The sequence below is a fragment of the Streptomyces sp. R302 genome, assembly GCF_012927245.1.
GTDB lineage: Bacteria > Actinomycetota > Actinomycetes > Streptomycetales > Streptomycetaceae > Streptomyces.
In genome coordinates this window covers 422,782-441,995 of record NZ_JABBGE010000007.1, presented here as the reverse complement: position 1 = coordinate 441,995, position 19,214 = coordinate 422,782, and the positions used below count along the sequence as shown (strand labels likewise).

The following is a 19,214-nucleotide window of genomic DNA, read 5'->3' as shown; positions in this document are numbered from 1 at the left end:
CGGCGCGTCCGTATGGTCGCGCACACGCGTCCTTCCGGTCATGCGAACACGCAGGGCGCGGCGGCGCGGAAGGCGGCGGACCGGAAATCCCCCGGAAAGGGCCGGGCGGTTCCGGGCCTTTCCGGGGGATCACCGGCAGGGGGGCCGGTCCCGTGTTGAAGGCTCTGGGAACCGTTCCTACGCTGGGCGAGAGAGACAGGAGGGCGCCGATGGCCACCGTCGCCGTGCACCGCGCCGTCCTCGGCGACGGGCGCCCCACGCTCCCGTACGCGGAGACCGGGCGGCCCGGGAGCGGACCGCCGCTCGTCCTCGTCCACGGCTACGTCGACTCCTGGTGGACCTTCGAGCCGATGCTGCGGGCCATGCCCGCCGTCATGCACGCCTACGCGCCCACCCAGCGCGGCCACGGCGACGCCGACAATCCGGCGGAGGGCTACCTCCCGGAGGACTTCGCCGACGACCTCGTCGCCTTCCTCGACCACCTCGGCCTCGAACGGGCCGTCCTCGTCGGCGGCTCCAGCGGCGGCGTCCAGGCCCGGATCGTCGCCGGCCGGCGGCCCGACCGGGTCGCCGGACTCGTCCTGCTCGGCACGCCCGCCGTGCTCGCCGACAAACCCGGGGTCGCCGCGGTCATGGAGACCGTCCGGGCCCTGGAGGACCCGGTGGACCGGGCGTTCGTCGCCGAGTTCGTGCGGGGGCTCGCCGTGGGCCGGGTGGCGCCCGGCTTCCTGGAGACCGCCGTCGACGAGAGCCTGAAGGCGCCCGCCCGCGTCTGGCGCGAGACCCTGCGCGGACTCCTGGAGACCGACCTCGCCGCCACGCTCACCGGGATCCTCGTCCCCACCCTCGTCGTCTGGGGCGACCGGGACCCGGTGCTCACCCGTTCGGACCAGCAGCTGATCCTCGACGCGATCCCCGACTCCCGGCTCGTCGTCCACGAGGGCGCCGGGCACGTCGTGTACTGGGAGGACCCGGAACGGGTCGTGCGCGAACTCGCCGCCTTCGCCGCCGGACTGCGCCGCTGAGGCGCGGAGCCGCCGAGAGACTGGCGCTGAGCCGTACGCCCCCGCCCGCGCCCCCACCGCGCCCCACCGCGCGGAAAAACCCGTGGACCGCCGCGCCCGCCCTCCGCCACACTCCGTCACCGAACGTGTCGGAACAGTGACGGAAGGTCGTGATGGGAACGTCAGAACAACGCGGCGGCGGACCGGGCAAGGGCTCCGTCCGCCTCGCGCTCCGCCATTACGGGGGAGAGATGGTGCGGCTCCGGAAGGTGGCCGTGCCCGCGCTGCTGCTGCCCGCGCTCGGCAACATCGGGATCCAGTACCTCGCCCCCCTGGTGGTCGCCAAGCTCGTCGGCCGGGTCGCCGACGGCGGCCCGGTCACCTTCGACTCGGTCCTGCCCTACGCCCTCGGGTTCGCCGCCGTCCTGCTGCTCGGCGAGGCGCTGTGGCGGGTCGGCTTCCACTGCCTCAACCGGCTCGACGCCCGCGGCATCGAGCACCTCTACGTCGTGGGCATGGACGAACTCCTCGCCAAGGACGCGGCGTTCTTCCACGACAACTTCGCCGGCTCCCTCACCAAACGGGTCATCAGCTTCGCCGGCCGCTTCGAGGACTTCGTCGACACCCTGACCTTCCAGGTCATGGGCAGCCTCGTCCCGCTGCTGTTCGCCTCCGTCGTGCTCTGGCAGTACGACCCGCTGCTCGTCGTCGGCCTCCTGGTGATGATCGTCCTCACCGGCGTCTGCGTCTTCCCGCTGGTCCGCCGCCGCCAGCGGATCGTCGCCGACCGGGAGCAGGCCATCGCCCGGGTGTCCGGGCACGTCGCCGACGTGCTCACCAACATGGACAGCGTCCGCTCCTTCGCCGCCGAGGACCGGGAAGCGGCCGAGCACCGCTCCCGGGTCGCCGAGTCGCGCCGGATCACCCTGCGCTCCTGGGACTACGGCAACCTGCGCATCGACACGCTCGTCGCGCCCCTCTCGGTCGTCACCAACGTGATCGGCCTGGTGCTCGCGCTGATGCTGGGCGCGGGGGAGCGGGGTGTGGAGGCGATCATCGTGGCCTTCACGTACTACGCCAACGCCACCCGGATCATGTTCGAGTTCAACCAGATCTATCGGCGCATGGAGAGCTCCATGACGGAGGCCGCCCAGTTCACCGAACTCCTCCTGGAGCCGCCGACCGTCGTCGACCCGCCCGCGCCCGAACCCCTCCGGGGCCGCTCGGGGGAGATCCGCTTCGAGCGGGTGCACTTCGCCCACAAGGGCGCCAAGCCCCTCTTCGAGGGGCTCGACCTGGACGTGCCGAACGGTACCAAGGTCGGCTTCGTCGGCCGCTCCGGCGGCGGCAAGACCACGCTCACCCGGCTGCTTCTGCGGATGACCGACGTCGACGCGGGCCGGATCCTGATCGGCGGTCAGGACATCAGCCGGATGCGCCAGTCGGACCTGCGGAGCCTCATCGCCTCCGTACCGCAGGACCCGGCGATGTTCCACCGCTCCCTCAGGGAGAACATCGCCTTCGCCCGGCCCGGGGCCACCGAGGCCGAGGTCCGCAGGGCCGCGGAGGCGGCCCACGTCACGGAGTTCGCCGACGCGCTGCCCGAGGGCTTCGACACCCTGGTCGGGGAGCGCGGCGTGAAGCTCTCCGGCGGCCAGCGGCAGCGTGTCGCGCTCGCCCGGGCGATCCTGCGCGACGCGCCGGTCCTCCTCCTCGACGAGGCGACCAGCGCCCTGGACTCCGAGAGCGAACTCCTCGTCCAGGACGCGCTGTGGCGGCTGATGGAGGGCCGGACGGCGCTCGTCGTCGCCCACCGGCTCTCCACCGTCGCCGGGATGGACCGGCTCGTCGTCCTCGACCGCGGCCGGATCGTCGAGCAGGGCGGCCACCGCGAACTGCTCGCCGCGGAGGGCGCGTACGCGAAGCTGTGGCGGCATCAGTCGGGCGGCTTCCTCGACGACGACGCCGCCACCGCCACCGCCGACCGCACCGGCCCGGAGGCGCCCGTGTCCCGCTGAGCCGCGGGCCGCCTCCCGCCGCTCCCACCAGCGGGTTCGTCCCCTCCGCGCGGTCCGGGGGCTGCGGGCGGTGCGGGTGCGGACACGGTCCGCGTCTGCCAGCCTGGTGCCAGCGTGCCCGGCACAACGCCTTGACGGAAACCGTCCGTCCCACCGCCTCCGGTCGGTGGGACGGCGTACGACGGAAGGAGGCGGTCATGCTCATCGGCCACGCCTTCGAAGAGGGCGTCCTGCACCTGTCGCTCCCGGGCGACCTCACCCTCACCAGCCGATCCGCCGCCGACCTGGAGGCCCAGGCCCTGGCCCACGCGCACCGGCCCCGGCTCGTCCGGGTCCAGCTCTCCACCGCCGACCCCTCGCCCGCCTCGCTGAGCGTCCTCTCCCGCGTCCGCCGCTTCTGCGAGAACGTCCGCATCCCCCTCACCGTCGTGGGCCCGGTCCGGGCCGCAGCCGCACAGCCCGAGGTCATCGACATGACCTAGGAGGAGGTCCTGCCGATGACCGGCACCGCTGGAGCTCGGCCCCGGGCGCACCCGCGAGCCGGACGCCGGTCCCGGGATGCGGCGCGCCCGGCGCTGCCGTTGACTGGGGCCGACGCGCACGTGCGACCCGAGGGAGACCACGACATGACCGCACGCTGGGTACGGGGCGCCGCCGGCGGCCTCCTCGCCGGAGCCGTCCTGATGGGCACGGCCGGCTGCTCCGACGACGGCGACAACGCCGTGTCGGGAGCGGTCAGCGAGGCCGCCTCCGCGGTGGCCTCCGCCGCCGAGGGCCTCTCGGAGGCCGCCTCCCAGGCGGTGAAGAAGGCCGAGGAGCAGATGGCGGAGATCAAGGACGGCGTCGACGCCAAGGACGAGGTGACGCTCGGCGACCCCGCCACCGACGCCGACGGCCGCACCACCGTCCCGCTCACCGTGCGGAACACCGGCGACGCGACGCGGTCCTTCGCGGTCCAGGTGCAGTTCAAGGACGGCGACGGCAAGCTGCTCGACGCCGTCGTCGTCACCATCTCGGACGTCCCCGCCGGAAAGCCCGGCGACGGCACCGCCCGCTCCACGCACAGGCTCTCCGGCACCGTGACCCCGTCCGTCGCCTCCGCCCTGCGGTACTGACCGGTCCCCGGTCGGAAGCGGCGGCGGAAAACCGGTACCGTCCCGCCCGCCCGGCGCCCAGACTCCTCCCATGACCGACATGGACGCCTTCCGGTCCGCCGTCGCCGCGTGGGCGGCCGGAGGAACCGGCGACGCCGCGCGCGAGCTCGCCGCGCGCCTGCCCGTGCACACCGTGGTGCTCCTCGAAGGACGCAGCGACGTCGCCGCCGTCGAGGCGCTCGCCGCCCGGCGGGGCCGCGACCTGGCCGCCGAGGGCGTCTGCGCGCTCTCCATGAACGGTGTCACCAATGCCGCCCGCCACGCCCGGCTCCTCGGCCCGCCCGGCCTCGGACTGCGCCTCACCGGCCTCTGCGACGACGCCGAACGCGCCCACTACGCCCGGGGCCTGGCCGCCGCCGGGGCCGACCCGGAGGCCTTCTTCGTCTGCGTCGCCGACCTGGAGGACGAGCTGATCCGCGCCCTCGGCGTGGACCGGGTCGGCGAGCTGGTGGTCGCCGAGGGGGAGGGGCGGGCCCTGCGCACCTTCCTCAACCAGCCCGCCCAGCGCGACCGCAGCCCCCTGCTGCGGATGCGCCGCTTCCTCGGCACGACCTCGGGCCGGAAGATCCGCTACGGCCGGATCCTCGTCGACGGCCTCGACCTCACCCGCGTACCGGCCCCGCTCGACGGGCTCCTCGCCTCCCTCTGAGCGGGACCGGGGGCACCGGGGCCGTCACTCCGGGGGCGTGAGGGACTCGACGGCCCGGTCGAGCGCCGCCAGCAGGGCGTCCGTCTCCCCGGGGGCGTAGAGCATGCGCAGGGCGAGGCCGTCGGAGACGGCGATGAGGGCGTCGGCGGTGGCCGTCGGCAGGACGGTGCCGGCGGCGGCGAGGCGCCGGGCGAGCGCGTCGCGGACCTCGCGGTCGACGTGCCGGCGGACCTCGGCGAGGCGGGGGTGGCGGGCCGCGTGCACGGCGAAGGCCAGCTGCGCGGCGGCCTCGGCGCGCCGCTCCTCGTCCAGCGGCAGGGTGGCGCCGATGAGTTCACGCAGCGCCCGCCGCAGCGGCAGGGCCGGGTCGACCGTCCGCAGCCGGGCCTCGATCCGCTCCCCGGAGAGTTCGGAGGCGAAGAGGAGCAGGTCCTCCTTGGAGCGGAAGTACTTCTGGACCGCGCCAGGGGAACGGCCGCTCGCCGCCGCCACGGTGCGCACGCTGACCCGGTCGAGACCCTCCTCGCCGGCCAGGCGCAGCAGCGCCTCGCCGATCAGCCGTCGCTGTTCCGACCGGTCGACCGTCCTCGGCATCGTCACGTCCCTCGGTCTCGTCCCGCCCCCCGTTCTGAGATACGGTCGTATTCTAACCAACGGGGGAACACATGGAAGAGCAGCCCGCACGGCCCGATGTGACGCGCAAGCAGGACGCCGTCCCCGGCGTACGCGTCTCCGACCGCGAACGCGACGCCGTCGTCGCCCTCCTCGCCGTCGCCCTGACCGAGGGACGGCTCGACGCGCACGAGCACGCCGAGCGCGTCGGCGCCGCCCTCGCCGCCCGCACGGCCGGTGAACTCGCCGTCCTCACCGCCGACCTGCCCGCGCCCCGGCCGGGCCCCGAGGAGCGCAGGCGCAAGGAACTCGCCGAGTGGTACGCCGAGTGGCGCTACTGGCTCGGCGGCCTCGTCGTCATGTCCGCGATCTGGGGCGTGAACTGCCTGCGCGACGGCGAACTCGACTTCTACTGGCCGGTGACCCCGCTCTCCATCTGGGCGGCGGTCCTCGTCGCCGCAGCGCTCCGTCCGGGCGACAAGAAGGACGACGACACCGGCTGACACGCCGCGGGGGACGCGTCGAGGTCCCGACTTCGGGGTAAACAGAGACCGAACGCCTCCTCTCCCGAACGGACTTGTGCGCGTTGAGCATGCCACTCGGATCCCGTGTGCCAGGCAGGACCTGGACGATTCGCCTCACCGGCCACCACGACCACTCGGCGCGGGTCAGCTGCACCACCGCGGGCTGCCGCATGCCCGACCGCTCCAAGGACGTCCGCGCGCTGCGCGCCTTCGCCGCCGAGCACGTCCGGGCGCACGCCCGCCTCGCGACCCCGCGCCCGAACGCCGCGTGCGCCTGCGGCGGGGCCGGCTGCCGTCACCACCAGGCCCGGGCGCTCTGCTCGGGCCGCACCCTCCTCGTCCTCATCCACAACCCGGCCGTCGGCGAGGTGTGGACGCTCGCCGAGATCTGCGAGGCGTGCGCCCCGCTGATCACCCACGCCCGGATCGTGGCCCGCGCCGCGAGCCCGGCCGAGACCCGGAGACCGGAGCGGGTCCCGGAGCCGCGCTCTGCGGCCCCGGCCGCCCCGGCCGTCACCGGCGGCCCGGGCGTCCCCGTCCTGTTCTCCTCCCCGGAGGCCGCCGGCGGCGCCACCGACCCAGCCGGCCCCCGCCAGGGCCGGCGGCCCCGCCGGGGCGGCCGCGGCAACCGCGCGGGCGGCGGCCGGTACTGACGTCGGCGGTACGGCCCCGGCCCCGCCGGTACGGCTCCTGCCTCGGCGCGGCTACCCCTGCCGGGGGAGGAACGCCGGGCGCAGGGCCGGGTCGACGGCGTCGTAGTAGCGGTGGAAGACCGGCGTGGCCGCGCCCGACAGCGGCGGGACGATCCAGCTCCAGTCGGCCGGCGTCGGCCGGCCGTGCCGCCGCTCCCGCGCGATGTGGCGCAGGAAGCGCTCGGACTCGGTGTGGTGGTCCGCCATCGTCACCCCGTCCTCCTGGAAGGAGTGCAGGACCGCCACGTTCAGCTCCACCAGGGCCCGGTCCCGCCACAGCGTCCGCTCCGAGGAGCGGTCCAGGCCCAGCTTCTCCGCGACCAGCGGCAGCAGGTCGTACCGGTCGGCGTCGGCGAGGTTGCGGGCGCCTATCTCGGTGCCCATGTACCAGCCGTTGAACGGCGCCGCCGGATACCGCACCCCGCCGATCTCCAGCACCATGTCGCTGATCGCGGGCACCGCGTACCAGCGCAGCCCGAGGCCGGCGAACCACGCGTGCTCGGGATGGCGCAGCGCCACCTCCCGCACGGTCCCGTCCGGCAGCTCGTACCACTCCGGGCGGGCGCCGGGCCGCTCCCGCACCATCAGCGGCAGCACCTGGAAGGGCTCCTCCTCCCGCTTCCAGCCCAGCTCGCGGGCGAGGGCCGTGGCCGCCGCCGCGCGCGGGTCGCCGGTCCAGCGGCCGTCGGCGGCGCGGTGACCGGCGTACCGGACGAGCTGGTCGTTGACGATCCGGGGCGCGGGGCGGCCCGGCCGGTCCGGGGCGAAGACGGTGAGGACCGGGCGGATCCGCCCGCCGTTGTCCGCGAGCCGCAGGTGCTCGGCGCAGGCGGCGGCGATCCCGTCGGCGGACGACACCCCGCGCAGGTCCCGCACGACGAGGCTGTTCCAGTAGAGCCGGCCGATGCAGCGGGCCGCGTTGCGCCAGGCGACCCGGGCGCCGAAGGCCAGCTCCTCCGGGGTGTGCTCGTAGCTGCCGGTACGGGCGATCTCGGCCCGCACCCGACGGACCCGGGCCTCGACGTCCCCGGCGCCGGGGCACTCGTCGTGGAACTGCCGGACGAACTCCTCCGCCTGCCGCCGGTCCACCCGGTCCGGCGCGCGCGGGGCGGGCGGGACCACGGCGGGGGCGGGGGCCGCGACGGCGGCCGAGTACGGGCACGCGGCACCGGCGGGGGCGGCGGAGCGGCGACGGATCAGACTGAAGACCAAGGTGTTTCCTCCCTGGTCCCAGGACTACCGTACGGAGCCGCCCGACTGTGGAGAGTGTTCGAACTTCGCCGGAGCGAGGGGTCCGTCCTGGTATGGTGCCCGGCTCCCGCCCCTCACAGCGCGGTCAGGACGTCCTCGCGCACCCGCTCCAGGACGAGGCCGCCGTCGAGCCGCACCCGCGCCGTGACGACCGGACGCCGGTTCCGGTACGCGTTCCACGCCGGTTCCAGCGCGCGCGCCTGCTCCTCCGCCCGCTCCCGGCTCGCCGGCGGCATCTGGGCGCCGAACGATTCGAGCAGCGAGACGAGCCGTTCGTACTCGGCCGCCTCCGGGTCCGGCCGGGGCTCCTCCGGCGCGTCGACCCGCTCGACGACCCCCTCCGTCCCCGCCCCGAGCAGCAGGGCGCCGGCGACCGCCGCGGGCTCCTCGGCCGGGTCGTCGGCCGCCGTGACCGCGCCGGCCACCCTCAGATCGGCCGCGAGGCGCACCCGCAGGCCCTGTGTGAGCGTCATCCGGCCTTCATAGCACGGCCGCCACCGGCCGGGACGAGGGCCCCGTCGCCCCCGGCCCGCACCACCAGGAGCGCCGTGGTGTCGTCCTCCAGGCCGTGGGCGCCGAACCGGTCCAGATCCTCCCCGAGCAGCGCGGGGATCCGGTCGGCGGGCTCGTCCGCCCAGGCCCGCAGCCGCCGCTCCAGCGGGTAGAACGCGCCGCTCGCGTCGCGGATGTCGGTGACGCCGTCGGTGAACATCGGCAGCCGGTCGCCGGGGCCGAAGGGCACCTCCTCCACCGCGAACGGCGCGTCGACCGGCACCGACGGCGCGGAGAGCTCGACCGTCTCCACCGTCCCGCCCCGCCGCACCACCGGCGCCGGGTGCCCCCAGCTCAGCAGCCGGATCACCGGCCGGTCGTCGGGGATCTCGGCGAGCAGCACCGTCGAGAAGCGGTCGGCCGTCTCCGCCCGCATGGCTGGTCCTCCCTCGGTCGCGTCCCCGCGCCACGGCTGTCCGCGGCGCCCTTTCGACGGCCAGGATGCGCCCGCCTCCGCCCCCACGGGCAGGGACGGACGTCACCCGGCGCCGGGACGTACGGCCCTGGGGGGGGCGAGGCGTCAGGAGGGGAGGTTCTGCTCGGCCCAGACGACCTTGCCGCCGGAGGTCCGGCAGGAGCCCCAGCGGCGGCACAGCATGTTGACGAGCTGGAGGCCTCGGCCGCCCTCGTCGCTGAGGTCGGCGTGCTGGATCTGCGGCAGGTCGGGGCCGGTGTCGGAGACCTCGACGACCAGCCGTTCGCCGCGCAGCAGCCGCAGCTCGCCCGGCCCGTTCCCGTACCGCAGGGCGTTGCCGACCAGCTCGGAGACGACCAGCTCGCAGACGTCGGCGAGGTCGTCCAGGCCCCACTCGGCGAGCTGGCGGGTGACCAGGCGCCGCGCCTCGGAGGCGGCCCTGCCGTCGGCGGAGAGCGGCCACACCCGCAGCGAGGTCCCCGCGTCCAGCGGCACGGCGCGCGCCGTCAGCAGCACGGCCTCGTCGAAGCGGCCGGGCCCGGCCGGGGCCGCCGCGATGAGCCCGCCCTCCTCCAGGGCGCCGGGCGGCAGGGCGAGCGCCGCGGAGCGCAGCAGCTCCAGCTGCTCCTCCAGGTCGGCCCCCCGCGCCTTCACCAGGCCGTCGGTGTACAGCACGAGCCCGCCGCCCTCGGGGACCGTCACCGTCACCGGGTCGTACGGGATCACCCCGGCGCCCAGCGGCGCCCCGACCGGCAGCGGCACGAACTCGGCCCCGCCGCGCCCGTCGAGGATCAGCGGCGGCAGGAGTCCGGCACCGGCCAGGGTGCAGCGGGAGTCCGCCGGATCGTAGACCGCGCACAGGAAGGTGGCGACCTGGTCGTCCTCCAGGTCGCGGGTGGCGAGGTCGAGCCGGGCGAGGACCCGCTCGGGCGCCATGTCGAGGGTCATCAGGGTGCGGGCGACCGCCCGGAGCCGGCCCATGGTGGCGGCGGCCGGCAGCCCCTGGCCCATGACGTCGCCGGCCATCAGGGCCGTACGCCCTCCGGGCAGGGACATCACGTCGTACCAGTCGCCGCCCACCGGGTGGCGGGCCGCCGACGGCGTGTACTCGGCGTGCACCCGCAGGCCGGGGGTGACGGGCGTGGCGCGGGGGAGGAGGCTGCGCTGGAGCGAGACGACCCGCTCGCGCTCCCGGCCGTACAGCCGGGCGTTGTCGATGAAGACGGCCGCGCGGGACGCGAGCTGCTCGGCGAGGGCGAGGTCGGTGGAGGAGAAGGGCGGGCTGCCGGCGCCGCGGACGAAGTCGGCGCTGCCGAGGAGCAGCCCCCGGGCGATCAGCGGCACCGCGAGATAGCTGTGCACGCCCAGGGCGCGCATCTTCGCCGCACCGCTCGCGGTCGGCGCGACGCGGGCGAAGTCCTCGTCGCGCATCCGTGCCACCAGGACGGGCTCGCCGCGCCGCAGACAGTGCCGGTGGAGCAGGGTCTCGTGCCGCTTCTGGTCGCGCACATAGGTCTCGCCGACCGGGACGGCCTCCAGGGTGGTCATGGTGTCGACGGCGGAGAGCGCGACCGCCCGCATCGGGGGGACGCCGGTGCCGGTCCAGCGGGAGCCCTCCTCACCGTGCAGGACGCTCTCCAGGATGTCGACCGCGGCCCCGTCGGCGAAGCCGGGGACGGTGAAGTCGGCCAGCTCCCGGGCGGTGCTCTCCAGGTCGAGGGTGGTGCCGATGCGGGTGCTCGCGGCGTTGAGCCAGGCGAGCCGTTCCTCGGCGCCGGGCGCGTCGAGCGGGATCGCGCCGTCGGCACGGCGGCGTCGGGCGCGGAGAGCCGCGGACCGGTACACGGTCGAGGTCCGCACGGGCGAGACCCTTCCGGGCAGGCGCCGTCCGCCGCTGCCGCCGCTCACTCTTCCGGCCTCCAGGGGAACTCGACCAGGTGTGGTGCACAGTCTGCACCGGAACCCCGTCCGGCGCACCATCCGAACAGCAGCGGAATCGGAGTCGAACGGTAGCTCTGTCACATCCGCCGAACAGGTGAAACCCGTTCGGGTCGTCGTACGTCCTCTCCCCCGGGAGCGCGCCCGCAGGCGCGGGGTCGCATCGGGAACGTGAGGATCGGAGGGCGCATGCGCCGGATGGGCAAGTACACCGCGCACGTGGCCGTGTTGGCGTCGGCGGTCGGCATCAGCCTGGCCGCGTGGGGGGCGACGGCACTGGTGGGCGAGGACGAGCCGGCCACGCCGGGGGCGGGCGGCGCCGCCGCGCCGAAGCTCCCGGCGCAGCGGGCCGGAGGGTCGGACAAGCCCGCGGCGCCGACGGCCCGGGTGCCGGAGGGGATCGCGCACGCCGCCGAGGCGGGCGGACGGGCCGTCAACATCACCATCGACGACGGCCCCGACCCGCGCTGGACGCCGAAGATGCTCGACATCCTGAAGGAGAACGACGTCAAGGCCGTCTTCTGCATGATCGGCCCGCAGGCCGAGCGCCACCCGGACCTGGTGAAGCGGGTGGTGGCCGAGGGGCACCGGCTGTGCGACCACACCATGACCCACGACACGGCCATGGACCACAAGTCCGTCGCGTACCAGAAGCAGCAGATCCTCGACGCGCGGAAACTGATCGAGGAGGCCGCGGGCGGGGCCGAGGTGCAGTACTACCGGGCGCCGGGCGGGGCGTTCACGCCGGACAGCCGGAAGATAGCCGCGGCCGCGGGCATGCGGCCGCTCGGGTGGAACGTGGACACCAAGGACTTCGAGCGGCCGGGCGCCGCCGCCATCGTGGCGACCGTCAAGAACGAGCTGCCCAACGGGCCGACGATCCTCTTCCACGACGGCGGCGGCGACCGCGCGCAGAGCGTGACGGCGCTGCGGGAGGTGCTGCCGTGGCTGAAGGCGCAGGGCCGCACCTTCAGCTTCCCGGTGCGCACGGCCCCGGACACCCCGTGAGGGCCGGTGCCGTACGGTCCGTCAGCGCCTGACGGCGGGTCCGGGGGCTCCGGTGGTGAGCCCCGCCGGGCTTCTTCACCCTCACGGTCGGGCCCGTAGGATCACCGGGACGTCCGGGTGAGCGAGGAGCGGGTGGCAGTGACCGTCGTGGTGGAACCGAACCGTGCGGCCCCGCCGGAGCTGCTCGAACGGGACGAGGACGGGCGGCGGCTCGGCGCCCTGCTCTGGCGCCACGGCCCCGGCTGGCGGGCCGTCAGCAGCGCCGTCCTCGGCGGCGGCATCGGGGAACGGGCCTGGGTGATGAACGTCCAGGTCGCCCACGGCTACACCCGCACCGACCCCGAGGCGCACCTCGCCGCGCTCGCCCGCCGCGCCGGACTGCAGGGGCCCGGCGTCGGCCTGATGACCGCCGCCGAGGTCACCCGGCGCGGGACCGCCGCCGACGGCGGCGTCGACGCGGTCGCCACCGCCGGCATAGAGGTACGCGGCTGGGCGGCGGCACCGGGAGCGGGGGTCCCCGGACCCCAGGCCCCCGGCACGATCAACATCGTCGTCACCGTGCCCGCGCCGCTCACCGACGCCGCCCTCGTCAACGCGGTGGCCACCGCCACCGAGGCGAAGGTGCAGGCGCTGCTCGACGCCGGCCACGACTGCTCGGGGACCCCGACCGACGCGGTCTGCGTCCTCGCCCGCGCACCCCGGCCCGGCGGCCCCGCCGAACCCTTCGCGGGCCCCCGCTCGCTCTGGGGCGCCCGGCTCGCCCGGGCCGTCCACGCGGCCGTCGGCGCCGCGCTGCCCGCACCCGGCGTCAGCTGAGGGCCGCGACCTCGGCGAGCAGCGTCGCCCGGTCGATCGCGTCGCTCGTGGTGGCGGGGACCGTACAGGCGTGGGCCCCGGCCACCGCCCCGTACAGGGCGCAGCGTTCCGGGGGTTCGCCGGTGAGCCGGCCGAAGAGGAAACCGGCCGCGTAGGCGTCGCCCGCGCCGTTGGAGTCGACGACCGGGCCGCGCGGGGCGACCGCCGGGACGTGCAGCGGCTCGCCGCCCGCGCGCGTCAGCAGGTACGAGCCCTCCGCGCCGGCCGTGGCCACGACCACCTCCGCCCGGCCGCGCTCCAGGATCCGCCGCATCGCCGCCGCCGGGTCGGGCAGCGCCGTCGTCGAGACGAAGACGACCTCGGAGCCGTACGCGAACGGCTCGTGGTACGGGTTCTCGCCGTCCCAGTCGTGCAGGTCCGTCGAGACGGTGAGGCCCGCCTCGCGCAGCAGCGGCAGGGTGAAGGCGCAGGGGTACGTGATCGACACGTGGGCGTGCCGGCTGGCCGCGGCGAGCTTGCGGACCAGGTCCTCCGGGAGGCGGTCGGACTCCCGGGAGCGGCTGTCGTCGTAGAGGGAGAGCCGGCGGCCGTCGGGGCTCACGAGGTTGACGGCCCGTTTGGTGCCGCCGGGCTGCGGGACCTCCGTGAAGTCGATGCCCCGGTCGCGGTGGAAGGCGCGGACCAGGTCTCCGGCGTGGTCGTCGCCGAGCAGGTCGACGTGGTGGGTGCGCAGGCCCAGGGAGCTGACGCCGAGCGCCACGAAGTCGCCGGTCTGGCCCGCGCGGGCCTCGATGCCGGGGCGGATCATGTAGCTGTCCGCGTACGGGAGCGGGAGCTCGGGGACGTACACGATGGTGTCGACGCCCGCCCCTCCCAGGACGAGGACGTCGTACGCGTGGCTCATGCTTCCCCTCTCGCTCGCGGATCCCGGGCGAGTCAACCAGCCCCGCCTCCGGCTCCGCAAGATCTTGCGGAAACTTGCAGAGGGGAGGGTGTGGAAACGCGCGGTGGCCCGCTCCCCGAGGGGAACGGGCCACCGCGGCACGGGCGTTCGGCGTCAGGCGAGGACGACCGGGAGCTCGAAGAGGTCGTTCTGCGTGACGACCGGCTTGTTCCGCAGCTCCTCGCGCGGCACGGCCAGCCGCAGCCCGGGGAAGCGGGCGTACAGCGCCGGGAGCGCCACCGAGGCCTCCAGGCGGGAGAGCGCCGCGCCCGGGCAGACGTGCGGGCCGTGGCCGAAGGCGATGTGCCGGATCGACTCGCGGGTGACGTCGAAGTCGCCCGCCGTCGGACCGTGCCGGAGCTCGTCCCGGCCGATCGCGCCGTGCGACACGATCAGCCCCTCGCCCTTCGGCAGGACCCGGTCGCCGACCTGGATGTCCTCGCTCGCGAAGCGGATCAGCACGTGCGAGGTGGGCGTCGACCAGCGCAGGGTCTCCTCGATCACGTTCTCCCACGGCACCTCGCCCTTGAGCACCAGGGCACGCTGCTCCGGGTGGGTCTCCAGGGCGACCACGGCGTTCACGATGAGGCTGATCGTCGTCTCGTGGCCGGCCGCGACCATCAGCTGGAGGGTGTTGGTGATCTCCTCGGTGGTCAGCCGGTCGCCGCCCTCCGAGGCCTCGATCAGCGCGCTCGTCAGGTCGTCGCCGGGCGACTCCTGCTTGCCCGCCACGATCCCGGCGAAGAGCGTCCCGAGGTCCGCCATCATCTGCGGCACCTCCTCCGGCGGCGTCTGCGTCGAGAAGAACTTCTCGAACAGCGCCTTCATCCGCGGGTGGTCCGCCGCGTCCACGCCCATCAGCTCGCCGACCACGTTCATCGGCAGCGGGTAGGCGAACTCCGCCTTCAGGTCCACCGTCTCGCCCGCCGGGCGCTCCGCGAGCCGGTCGAGCAGCCCCGTCGTCAGCGCCTCGATGCCGGCCCGCAGCCGCTCCACCCGGCGTGCGGTGAGCGCCTGGGCGACCAGCGTGCGCAGCCGCCGGTGCTCCTCGCCGTCCACCGTCAGCATCGACCTGCCCGGGTTGGCGAGGCCGATCAGCGGCCAGTCGAGCGGTATCTCGCCGCGCTGCCAGGCCCCCCACTGCTCGATGTCCTTGACGAGCCGGGCGTCGGTGAGGAGCGCCCGGGCCTCGTCGTGCCGGGTGACGGCGTAGCAGGGCACGCCGCCGGGCAGGACCACGCGGGCCAGCGGGCCCGCCGCGCGGAGCCGGGCGCTCTCGCCGTCGAGGTCTGTCACGAACGGGTCGAGGACGACGGGCTCGCCGCCCGCGGTGTGGTCGATGGGGCAGGTCATGCGGTCCCTCCAAGGGCGGGGGTCGGGGTGTACGTCACCGGCAGCGCGGTGAGGCCGCGCAGCCAGGGGGAGGGGCGACGTGTCAGGGACGTCTCGGCGACGGCGAGGTCGACGTCCGGCAGCCGGTCGAGCAGCACCTCGATGCCGGTCCTGGCGACGGTCTCGGCGACCTCCTGCGCGGGGAACGGGCAGCGGTGCTCGCCGTGGCCGAAGGAGAGGTGCGCGTTGTTGCCGCCGGTGAGGGCGCCGGCGTCGGCCCGGACGTGCGGGTCGGCGTTGGCGGCGGCGAGCCCGAGCAGCACCAGGTCGCCGCGGGCGATGTGCCGCCCGCCGAGGTTCGTGTCGCGCGAGGCCCAGCGGCCGGCGACGTTCTGCGTGGGCGTGTCCTCCCACAGCACCTCGTTCATCGCCTCGCCGACGCTGTGCCGGCCGCCGGAGAGCGAGGCGGCGAAGCGGTCGTCGGTCAGCATCAGGCGCAGCGAGTTCCCGATCCAGTCGGCGGTCGGCTGGTGGCCGGCGGCCATCATCACCATGAGGTCCTGGGCGACCTCCTCGACGGTGAATCCGGCGGTGTTGCCGAGCATCCGCGAGGCGACGTCGTCCCCGGGCGCCGCCGCCTTGGCGGTGAGCAGCGCCACCATCGACTCGGCGAGGTGCCGCTGCCCGGCCAGCGCGCCGGGACCGCCGTTGATCATGTCGTTCATGGCGGTCACGAGGCCCGGGCCCTGCTCGTCGGCGAAGCCGTAGACGCTGGCGAGCACCCGGACCGGAAGGAGCATGGCGTACTCGGCGATGATGTCGCACTCGCCCTTGCCGCACAGCCCGTCGATGAGCTCGTCGGCGAACCGCTCGGCACGCCGCCGCAGTTCGAACGGGTCGACGGACTCGAGGGCGGACGAGATCACCTCCGCCCGCTCGCGGTGGCGCTCGCCCACCGTGTACAGGATCGACGGCTGCCTGCGGCCGATCATGGGCAGCAGCGGCCAGTCGGCGGGGACCGCGTCCCACTGGTTCCACAGCTCGGAGTCGCGCGAGAAGAGCACCGGGTCGCTGGTGACCTGGTGCAGCTCGCGGTAGCCGAGGACCAGCCAGGCGGGCACGTCGCCGTCGAGGACGACCGGGGCGACCGCCCCGTGGTCCCGCCGGATGCGCCGGTACAGCTCGACCGGGTCGGTGTGGAAGCGCGGCCCGCTCAGCGGGACCGGCGCGGGCTCGGCAGGGTTCACGGGGCGGGCTCCGGGACGGGCCGCCGACCGTGCGCGGGGTCGGCGGCGACGACGTGCTTCAGGTGTTCGACGAGCGCGATGAGGACCTGCTTGCTGGACTCCCGGGACCGGGCGTCGCAGAAGACCAGCGGGACCTCGTCGGCGAGGTCGAGGGCGTCGCGGATCTCGGCGGCGGTGTGCGCGGGCCCGCCGAAGTCGTTGCAGGCGACGACGAACGGGGTGCCGTGGTGCTCCAGGCGGTCCACGGCGTACCAGGAGTCCGAGATCCGCCGGGTGTCGACGAGGACGACCGCCCCGAGCGTCCCGGAGAAGAGCCGGTCCCACAGGAACCAGAACCGCTCCTGCCCGGGCGCGCCGAACAGGTAGAGCACGTTGCGCGCGTCGAGCGAGATCCGGCCGAAGTCGAAGGCGACCGTCGTGGCCGTCTTGGCGGCGACGCCGACGGTGTCGTCGATGCCCTCGCCCGCCTGCGACATGGTCTCCTCGGTGTTCAGCGGACGGATCTCGCTGACCGAGCGGACCAGGGTCGTCTTGCCGACTCCGAAGCCGCCGACGACGACGATCTTCAGTCCGTTGTCGGCGGTGCTGCTCAGGGCCGGGGGCTGCTCAGAGATTGCGGAGTCCAACGAGCACCTGCTCCAGGATGTCGTGATCGGGAAGGCGGTACGAGGCGGGGCGCGGGTGCCGCGCGCTGATCCGGCCGGTGTCGTGCAGATCGGCCAGCAGGATCCTGGTGATCGACACGGGCAGCCCGAGCCCGGCGGCGACCTCCACCACGGCGGTGGGGAAGCGGCACATCCGCAGGATGGCGGCGTGCTCCGACTGCATGCCGGGCACCGGATCGCTCTCCGCCACCACGAGCGTGACCACGTCGAAGGCGGTGGACCCGGAGCTGCTGCGGCCGCCGGTCAGGGTGTAGAGCCGGTCGGGGGAGTCGTCGCGACCCGGCCTGACGCGGCTCATCCCCGCGGCCTCGCGACGAGGTGCTCGCCCAGCTGCTCGACCAGCTCGGTCATGTTGTGCCCCACGAGCCCGGCGTCGGCGTCCTCGTCGGCGACAAGCGCGAGGTGGGCGCCCTCCCCGGCCTCGACGATGAAGAGGATCCCGCCGTAGAACTCGGCCATCGCGGAGCGGACCCCGCCGGTGCCGTCGCCGAACTCCACGGACGCGCCGTGGGACAGGCTCTGGATGCCCGCGGCGATGGCGGAGAGCTGGTCGGCCTGGTCGACGGAGAGCCCGGAGGTGCGGCAGAGCTTCAGGCCGTCCCGGGAGAGCACCAGGGCGTGCCGGGTGCCCGGGGTCCGTTCGAGCAGGCCCTCCAGGAGCCAGCTGAGCTTGTCGTCGGTGGTCGTGCCGGTCATCGCGGATTGCCTTCCGAATGGGGGTCGTTCGAGGACGGCGCCGCCGGTTCCGCCGAGGGGCCTGCCGGTGCGCCGGTGCCCGTGGTGGGGGTGCCCGCGGCGGGGGTGTCGCCCGGCTTCGGCTCGGTGCCGCGCAGGGCGCTCTGGAAGCCGCCGAAGCGGGCCGAGGCGCGGGACGCCTCGCCGGTGCGGGGCGCGGCCGGGCGGGGCGGCTCGGCCGGGGTCCTGTCCTGGTGGGCGGCGAGGGTCCGGCCGCGCCGGCGGCGCGGCAGCAGGGTCCCGTCGCCGCCTCCGTCGCCGTCGCCGACGGCCGGAGACTCGGGGGCGGCGGCCGGCGTGGCGTCGGGGGCGGTGCGGGGGGCGGGCACGGGGAGCGGCGCGGCGGCCCTGGCGGTCTGCGCCGCCGTCTCGGCACCGCGGCTGACGATCTCCTGGGGGATCATCAGGACGACGCCGGTGCCGCCGCGGGCGGAGGGCCGGAAGGAGACCGACAGGTTGTGCTTGCGGGCCAGCCGGCCGACGACGTGGAGGCCGAGGCGGGTGCCGGAGAGGCCCGCCAGGTCCTGGGTGCTCGCGTCGACGGCGGCCTCGGCGCGCCGCAGCTGGACGTCGCTCATGGTCAGACCGCTGTCCTCGACGGTGACGACGACACCGGCCGGGACCTCCTCCACGTAGACGTGGACCTCGGCGCTCGGCGGGGAGAAGTTCGCGGCGTTGTCGAGGAGTTCGGCGAGCGCGTGCATCACGCCCTCGGCGGCGTGCCCGGCGACGGCCGCCTCGCACTTGGAGTGCAGCCGGACCCGCTGGTACCCGGCGATGCGGCCCATGGCGCCGCGCAGGATCGACTCCATGACGATGGGCCGGGCCCAGCGGCGGCCGGACCGGGCGCCGGTGAGCACGGCGACGGAGTCGGCCAGGCGGCCCGCCTGCGCGGTGCGGTGGTCGAGGTGGAGGAGGTCGGCGAGGACGTCCTCGTCGGCGTGCCGGTGCTCCATCTCCCGCAGGTCGGCCATCATGCTCGTGGCCAGCGCCTGCATGCGGCCGGCCGCGTTGGCGGCGGCGGCGAGGGCGGCGGAGCGGGCGGACTCGGCGCGGCGCAGCCGCTGCTCCAGGCCGGCGACCGCGGCCGCGTGACGGGCGGCGAGCCGCTCGGCCTCGGCCCGCTGGGCGCGCGCCAGCTCGTCGGCGCGGGCCGCGTGGGCGGCCGTCTCCGCCGCGGCCTGGGCCTCGTGACGCTCCTTCAGGGCCGCGGCCTCGCGCTCGGCGGCGGCCTGGCGCTGGGCGGCGTAGGTGTCCTGGGAGGCGACCTGCGCGGTCAGTCGCTCGGTCTGCCGGGCGAGTCCGCGGGCGGTGCGCGCGTACCAGGTGACGGCGAAGGCGGCGGCCGCGAGCAGCAGCACGCCGCAGGCCGCGAACCAGGCCAGCGAGGACCGGACTTCGGCCGGTGCGGCGCTCGTCGCGGCGGCGGTGAGCGCACCGCCCGCGGCGAGGGTCAGCAGCGAGGTGATCAGGGCAGGGCGGAACGGGGTGGGCGACGCCGACATCAACCGGACTCTCGAGAGGCAAGCACAGGGGACGTTCGGAACGACCGCACTATAGATGCGTTGTTGATCGGTTCGAAACTCACCCTGATCGGATCGGTATCCGGAGTGACACAAACCCTTCCAAATGACAGTCGCTGATTCCGCGTCGGGTCCA

The 19,214-nt window shown here is 75.0% G+C and carries 21 protein-coding genes; 9 read left to right on the top strand and 12 right to left on the bottom strand.

Going from position 1 to position 19,214, the window contains the following annotated elements:
- The first annotated feature begins 209 nt into the window (after nt 1-209).
- The 5 genes from HHL19_RS23845 (at nt 210) to HHL19_RS23825 (ending at nt 4,825) form a co-directional block, all read left to right on the top strand.
- Nucleotides 210-1,025 (top strand): alpha/beta fold hydrolase, encoded by an 816-nt coding sequence (locus tag HHL19_RS23845; protein ID WP_169092332.1) that lies wholly within the window; start codon nt 210-212, stop codon nt 1,023-1,025.
- A gap of 152 nt (nt 1,026-1,177) precedes the next feature.
- Complete coding sequence (locus tag HHL19_RS23840; RefSeq protein WP_169092331.1) at nt 1,178-3,022, top strand: ABC transporter ATP-binding protein; 1,845 nt, start codon at nt 1,178-1,180, stop codon at nt 3,020-3,022.
- A 197-nt stretch (nt 3,023-3,219) separates the two neighbouring features.
- Complete coding sequence (locus HHL19_RS23835) at nt 3,220-3,504, top strand: hypothetical protein (protein ID WP_169092330.1); 285 nt, start codon at nt 3,220-3,222, stop codon at nt 3,502-3,504.
- A gap of 144 nt (nt 3,505-3,648) precedes the next feature.
- On the top strand, nt 3,649-4,137 hold the full coding sequence (locus tag HHL19_RS23830) for a hypothetical protein (RefSeq protein ID WP_169092329.1): 489 nt from the start codon (nt 3,649-3,651) through the stop codon (nt 4,135-4,137).
- 70 nt (nt 4,138-4,207) lie between these two features.
- Nucleotides 4,208-4,825 (top strand): TOPRIM nucleotidyl transferase/hydrolase domain-containing protein, encoded by a 618-nt coding sequence (locus HHL19_RS23825; protein WP_169092328.1) that lies wholly within the window; start codon nt 4,208-4,210, stop codon nt 4,823-4,825.
- A 24-nt stretch (nt 4,826-4,849) separates the two neighbouring features.
- Here the strand turns inward: HHL19_RS23825 and HHL19_RS23820 are convergent, their stop codons facing one another.
- A complete protein-coding gene (locus HHL19_RS23820) occupies nt 4,850-5,419 on the bottom strand; it encodes a TetR/AcrR family transcriptional regulator (RefSeq protein ID WP_169092327.1) in 570 nt (189 codons plus the stop codon).
- Between the two features lie 71 nt (nt 5,420-5,490).
- Here HHL19_RS23820 and HHL19_RS23815 point away from each other — a divergent pair, with 71 nt between their 5' ends.
- Nucleotides 5,491-5,940: a DUF1707 domain-containing protein gene (locus HHL19_RS23815; protein WP_169092326.1), complete on the top strand. Its 450-nt coding sequence runs from the start codon at nt 5,491-5,493 to the stop codon at nt 5,938-5,940.
- Nucleotides 5,941-6,047: 107 nt separating this feature from the next.
- The gene (locus HHL19_RS23810) at nt 6,048-6,614 is read left to right on the top strand and encodes a hypothetical protein (protein WP_346768394.1); all 567 of its coding nucleotides are present in this window, start codon (nt 6,048-6,050) and stop codon (nt 6,612-6,614) included.
- A gap of 51 nt (nt 6,615-6,665) precedes the next feature.
- On the opposite strand, the gene HHL19_RS23805 is transcribed toward HHL19_RS23810, so the two are convergent.
- From HHL19_RS23805 to HHL19_RS23790, 4 genes are all read right to left on the bottom strand, one after another.
- On the bottom strand, nt 6,666-7,742 hold the full coding sequence (locus tag HHL19_RS23805) for a nitric oxide synthase oxygenase (protein ID WP_346768402.1): 1,077 nt from the start codon (nt 7,740-7,742) through the stop codon (nt 6,666-6,668).
- Between the two features lie 236 nt (nt 7,743-7,978).
- A complete protein-coding gene (locus HHL19_RS23800) occupies nt 7,979-8,377 on the bottom strand; it encodes a hypothetical protein (RefSeq protein ID WP_169092323.1) in 399 nt (132 codons plus the stop codon).
- Complete coding sequence (locus HHL19_RS23795; RefSeq protein WP_169092322.1) at nt 8,374-8,832, bottom strand: PP2C family protein-serine/threonine phosphatase; 459 nt, start codon at nt 8,830-8,832, stop codon at nt 8,374-8,376. The genes HHL19_RS23800 and HHL19_RS23795 overlap by 4 nt, the downstream gene beginning before the upstream one ends.
- Before the next feature lie 144 nt (nt 8,833-8,976).
- Nucleotides 8,977-10,779, bottom strand: coding sequence for a SpoIIE family protein phosphatase (locus tag HHL19_RS23790; protein ID WP_169092321.1), 1,803 nt, complete (start codon nt 10,777-10,779; stop codon nt 8,977-8,979).
- 219 nt (nt 10,780-10,998) lie between these two features.
- On the opposite strand from HHL19_RS23790, the gene HHL19_RS23785 reads away from it, so the two are divergent.
- A complete protein-coding gene (locus tag HHL19_RS23785) occupies nt 10,999-11,817 on the top strand; it encodes a polysaccharide deacetylase family protein (protein WP_169092320.1) in 819 nt (272 codons plus the stop codon).
- 138 nt (nt 11,818-11,955) lie between these two features.
- A complete protein-coding gene (locus HHL19_RS23780) occupies nt 11,956-12,633 on the top strand; it encodes an adenosylcobinamide amidohydrolase (RefSeq protein WP_346768393.1) in 678 nt (225 codons plus the stop codon).
- On the opposite strand, the gene HHL19_RS23775 is transcribed toward HHL19_RS23780, so the two are convergent.
- The 7 genes from HHL19_RS23775 to HHL19_RS23745 all read right to left on the bottom strand — a co-directional run bounded on the left by HHL19_RS23775 (nt 12,626) and on the right by HHL19_RS23745 (nt 19,060).
- Nucleotides 12,626-13,537 carry an adenosine kinase gene (locus HHL19_RS23775; protein WP_169092318.1) on the bottom strand — a complete coding sequence of 304 codons (912 nt, stop codon included), beginning with the start codon at nt 13,535-13,537 and terminating at the stop codon, nt 12,626-12,628. The two genes, HHL19_RS23780 and HHL19_RS23775, sit on opposite strands and share 8 nt — an antisense overlap.
- Before the next feature lie 153 nt (nt 13,538-13,690).
- Entirely contained in the window at nt 13,691-14,929 is a 1,239-nt protein-coding gene (locus HHL19_RS23770) for a cytochrome P450 (protein WP_169092317.1), read from the bottom strand.
- On the bottom strand, nt 14,926-16,155 hold the full coding sequence (locus HHL19_RS23765; RefSeq protein ID WP_169092316.1) for a cytochrome P450: 1,230 nt from the start codon (nt 16,153-16,155) through the stop codon (nt 14,926-14,928). Before HHL19_RS23765 ends, HHL19_RS23770 begins: the two co-directional genes overlap by 4 nt.
- A complete protein-coding gene (locus HHL19_RS23760; RefSeq protein ID WP_169092315.1) occupies nt 16,152-16,781 on the bottom strand; it encodes an ATP/GTP-binding protein in 630 nt (209 codons plus the stop codon). The genes HHL19_RS23765 and HHL19_RS23760 overlap by 4 nt, the downstream gene beginning before the upstream one ends.
- Complete coding sequence (locus HHL19_RS23755) at nt 16,762-17,118, bottom strand: DUF742 domain-containing protein (protein WP_169092314.1); 357 nt, start codon at nt 17,116-17,118, stop codon at nt 16,762-16,764. The genes HHL19_RS23760 and HHL19_RS23755 overlap by 20 nt, the downstream gene beginning before the upstream one ends.
- Entirely contained in the window at nt 17,115-17,516 is a 402-nt protein-coding gene (locus HHL19_RS23750) for a roadblock/LC7 domain-containing protein (protein ID WP_043225763.1), read from the bottom strand. Before HHL19_RS23750 ends, HHL19_RS23755 begins: the two co-directional genes overlap by 4 nt.
- On the bottom strand, nt 17,513-19,060 hold the full coding sequence (locus HHL19_RS23745) for an ATP-binding protein (protein ID WP_169092313.1): 1,548 nt from the start codon (nt 19,058-19,060) through the stop codon (nt 17,513-17,515). Before HHL19_RS23745 ends, HHL19_RS23750 begins: the two co-directional genes overlap by 4 nt.
- Between the last annotated feature and the right edge of the window lie 154 nt (nt 19,061-19,214).

Bases quoted from the DNA above. Each gene is read 5' to 3' on its own strand.
- HHL19_RS23845 (WP_169092332.1), top strand. From the start codon at position 210: ATGGCCACCGTCGCCGTGCACCGCGCCGTCCTCGGCGACGGGCGCCCC.
- HHL19_RS23840 (WP_169092331.1), top strand. From the start codon at position 1,178: ATGGGAACGTCAGAACAACGCGGCGGCGGACCGGGCAAGGGCTCCGTC.
- HHL19_RS23835 (WP_169092330.1), top strand. From the start codon at position 3,220: ATGCTCATCGGCCACGCCTTCGAAGAGGGCGTCCTGCACCTGTCGCTC.
- HHL19_RS23830 (WP_169092329.1), top strand. From the start codon at position 3,649: ATGACCGCACGCTGGGTACGGGGCGCCGCCGGCGGCCTCCTCGCCGGA.
- HHL19_RS23825 (WP_169092328.1), top strand. From the start codon at position 4,208: ATGACCGACATGGACGCCTTCCGGTCCGCCGTCGCCGCGTGGGCGGCC.
- HHL19_RS23820 (WP_169092327.1), bottom strand. From the start codon at position 5,419: ATGCCGAGGACGGTCGACCGGTCGGAACAGCGACGGCTGATCGGCGAG.
- HHL19_RS23815 (WP_169092326.1), top strand. From the start codon at position 5,491: ATGGAAGAGCAGCCCGCACGGCCCGATGTGACGCGCAAGCAGGACGCC.
- HHL19_RS23800 (WP_169092323.1), bottom strand. From the start codon at position 8,377: ATGACGCTCACACAGGGCCTGCGGGTGCGCCTCGCGGCCGATCTGAGG.
- HHL19_RS23795 (WP_169092322.1), bottom strand. From the start codon at position 8,832: ATGCGGGCGGAGACGGCCGACCGCTTCTCGACGGTGCTGCTCGCCGAG.
- HHL19_RS23785 (WP_169092320.1), top strand. From the start codon at position 10,999: ATGCGCCGGATGGGCAAGTACACCGCGCACGTGGCCGTGTTGGCGTCG.
- HHL19_RS23775 (WP_169092318.1), bottom strand. From the start codon at position 13,537: ATGAGCCACGCGTACGACGTCCTCGTCCTGGGAGGGGCGGGCGTCGAC.
- HHL19_RS23770 (WP_169092317.1), bottom strand. From the start codon at position 14,929: ATGACCTGCCCCATCGACCACACCGCGGGCGGCGAGCCCGTCGTCCTC.
- HHL19_RS23755 (WP_169092314.1), bottom strand. From the start codon at position 17,118: ATGAGCCGCGTCAGGCCGGGTCGCGACGACTCCCCCGACCGGCTCTAC.
- HHL19_RS23750 (WP_043225763.1), bottom strand. From the start codon at position 17,516: ATGACCGGCACGACCACCGACGACAAGCTCAGCTGGCTCCTGGAGGGC.
- HHL19_RS23745 (WP_169092313.1), bottom strand. From the start codon at position 19,060: ATGTCGGCGTCGCCCACCCCGTTCCGCCCTGCCCTGATCACCTCGCTG.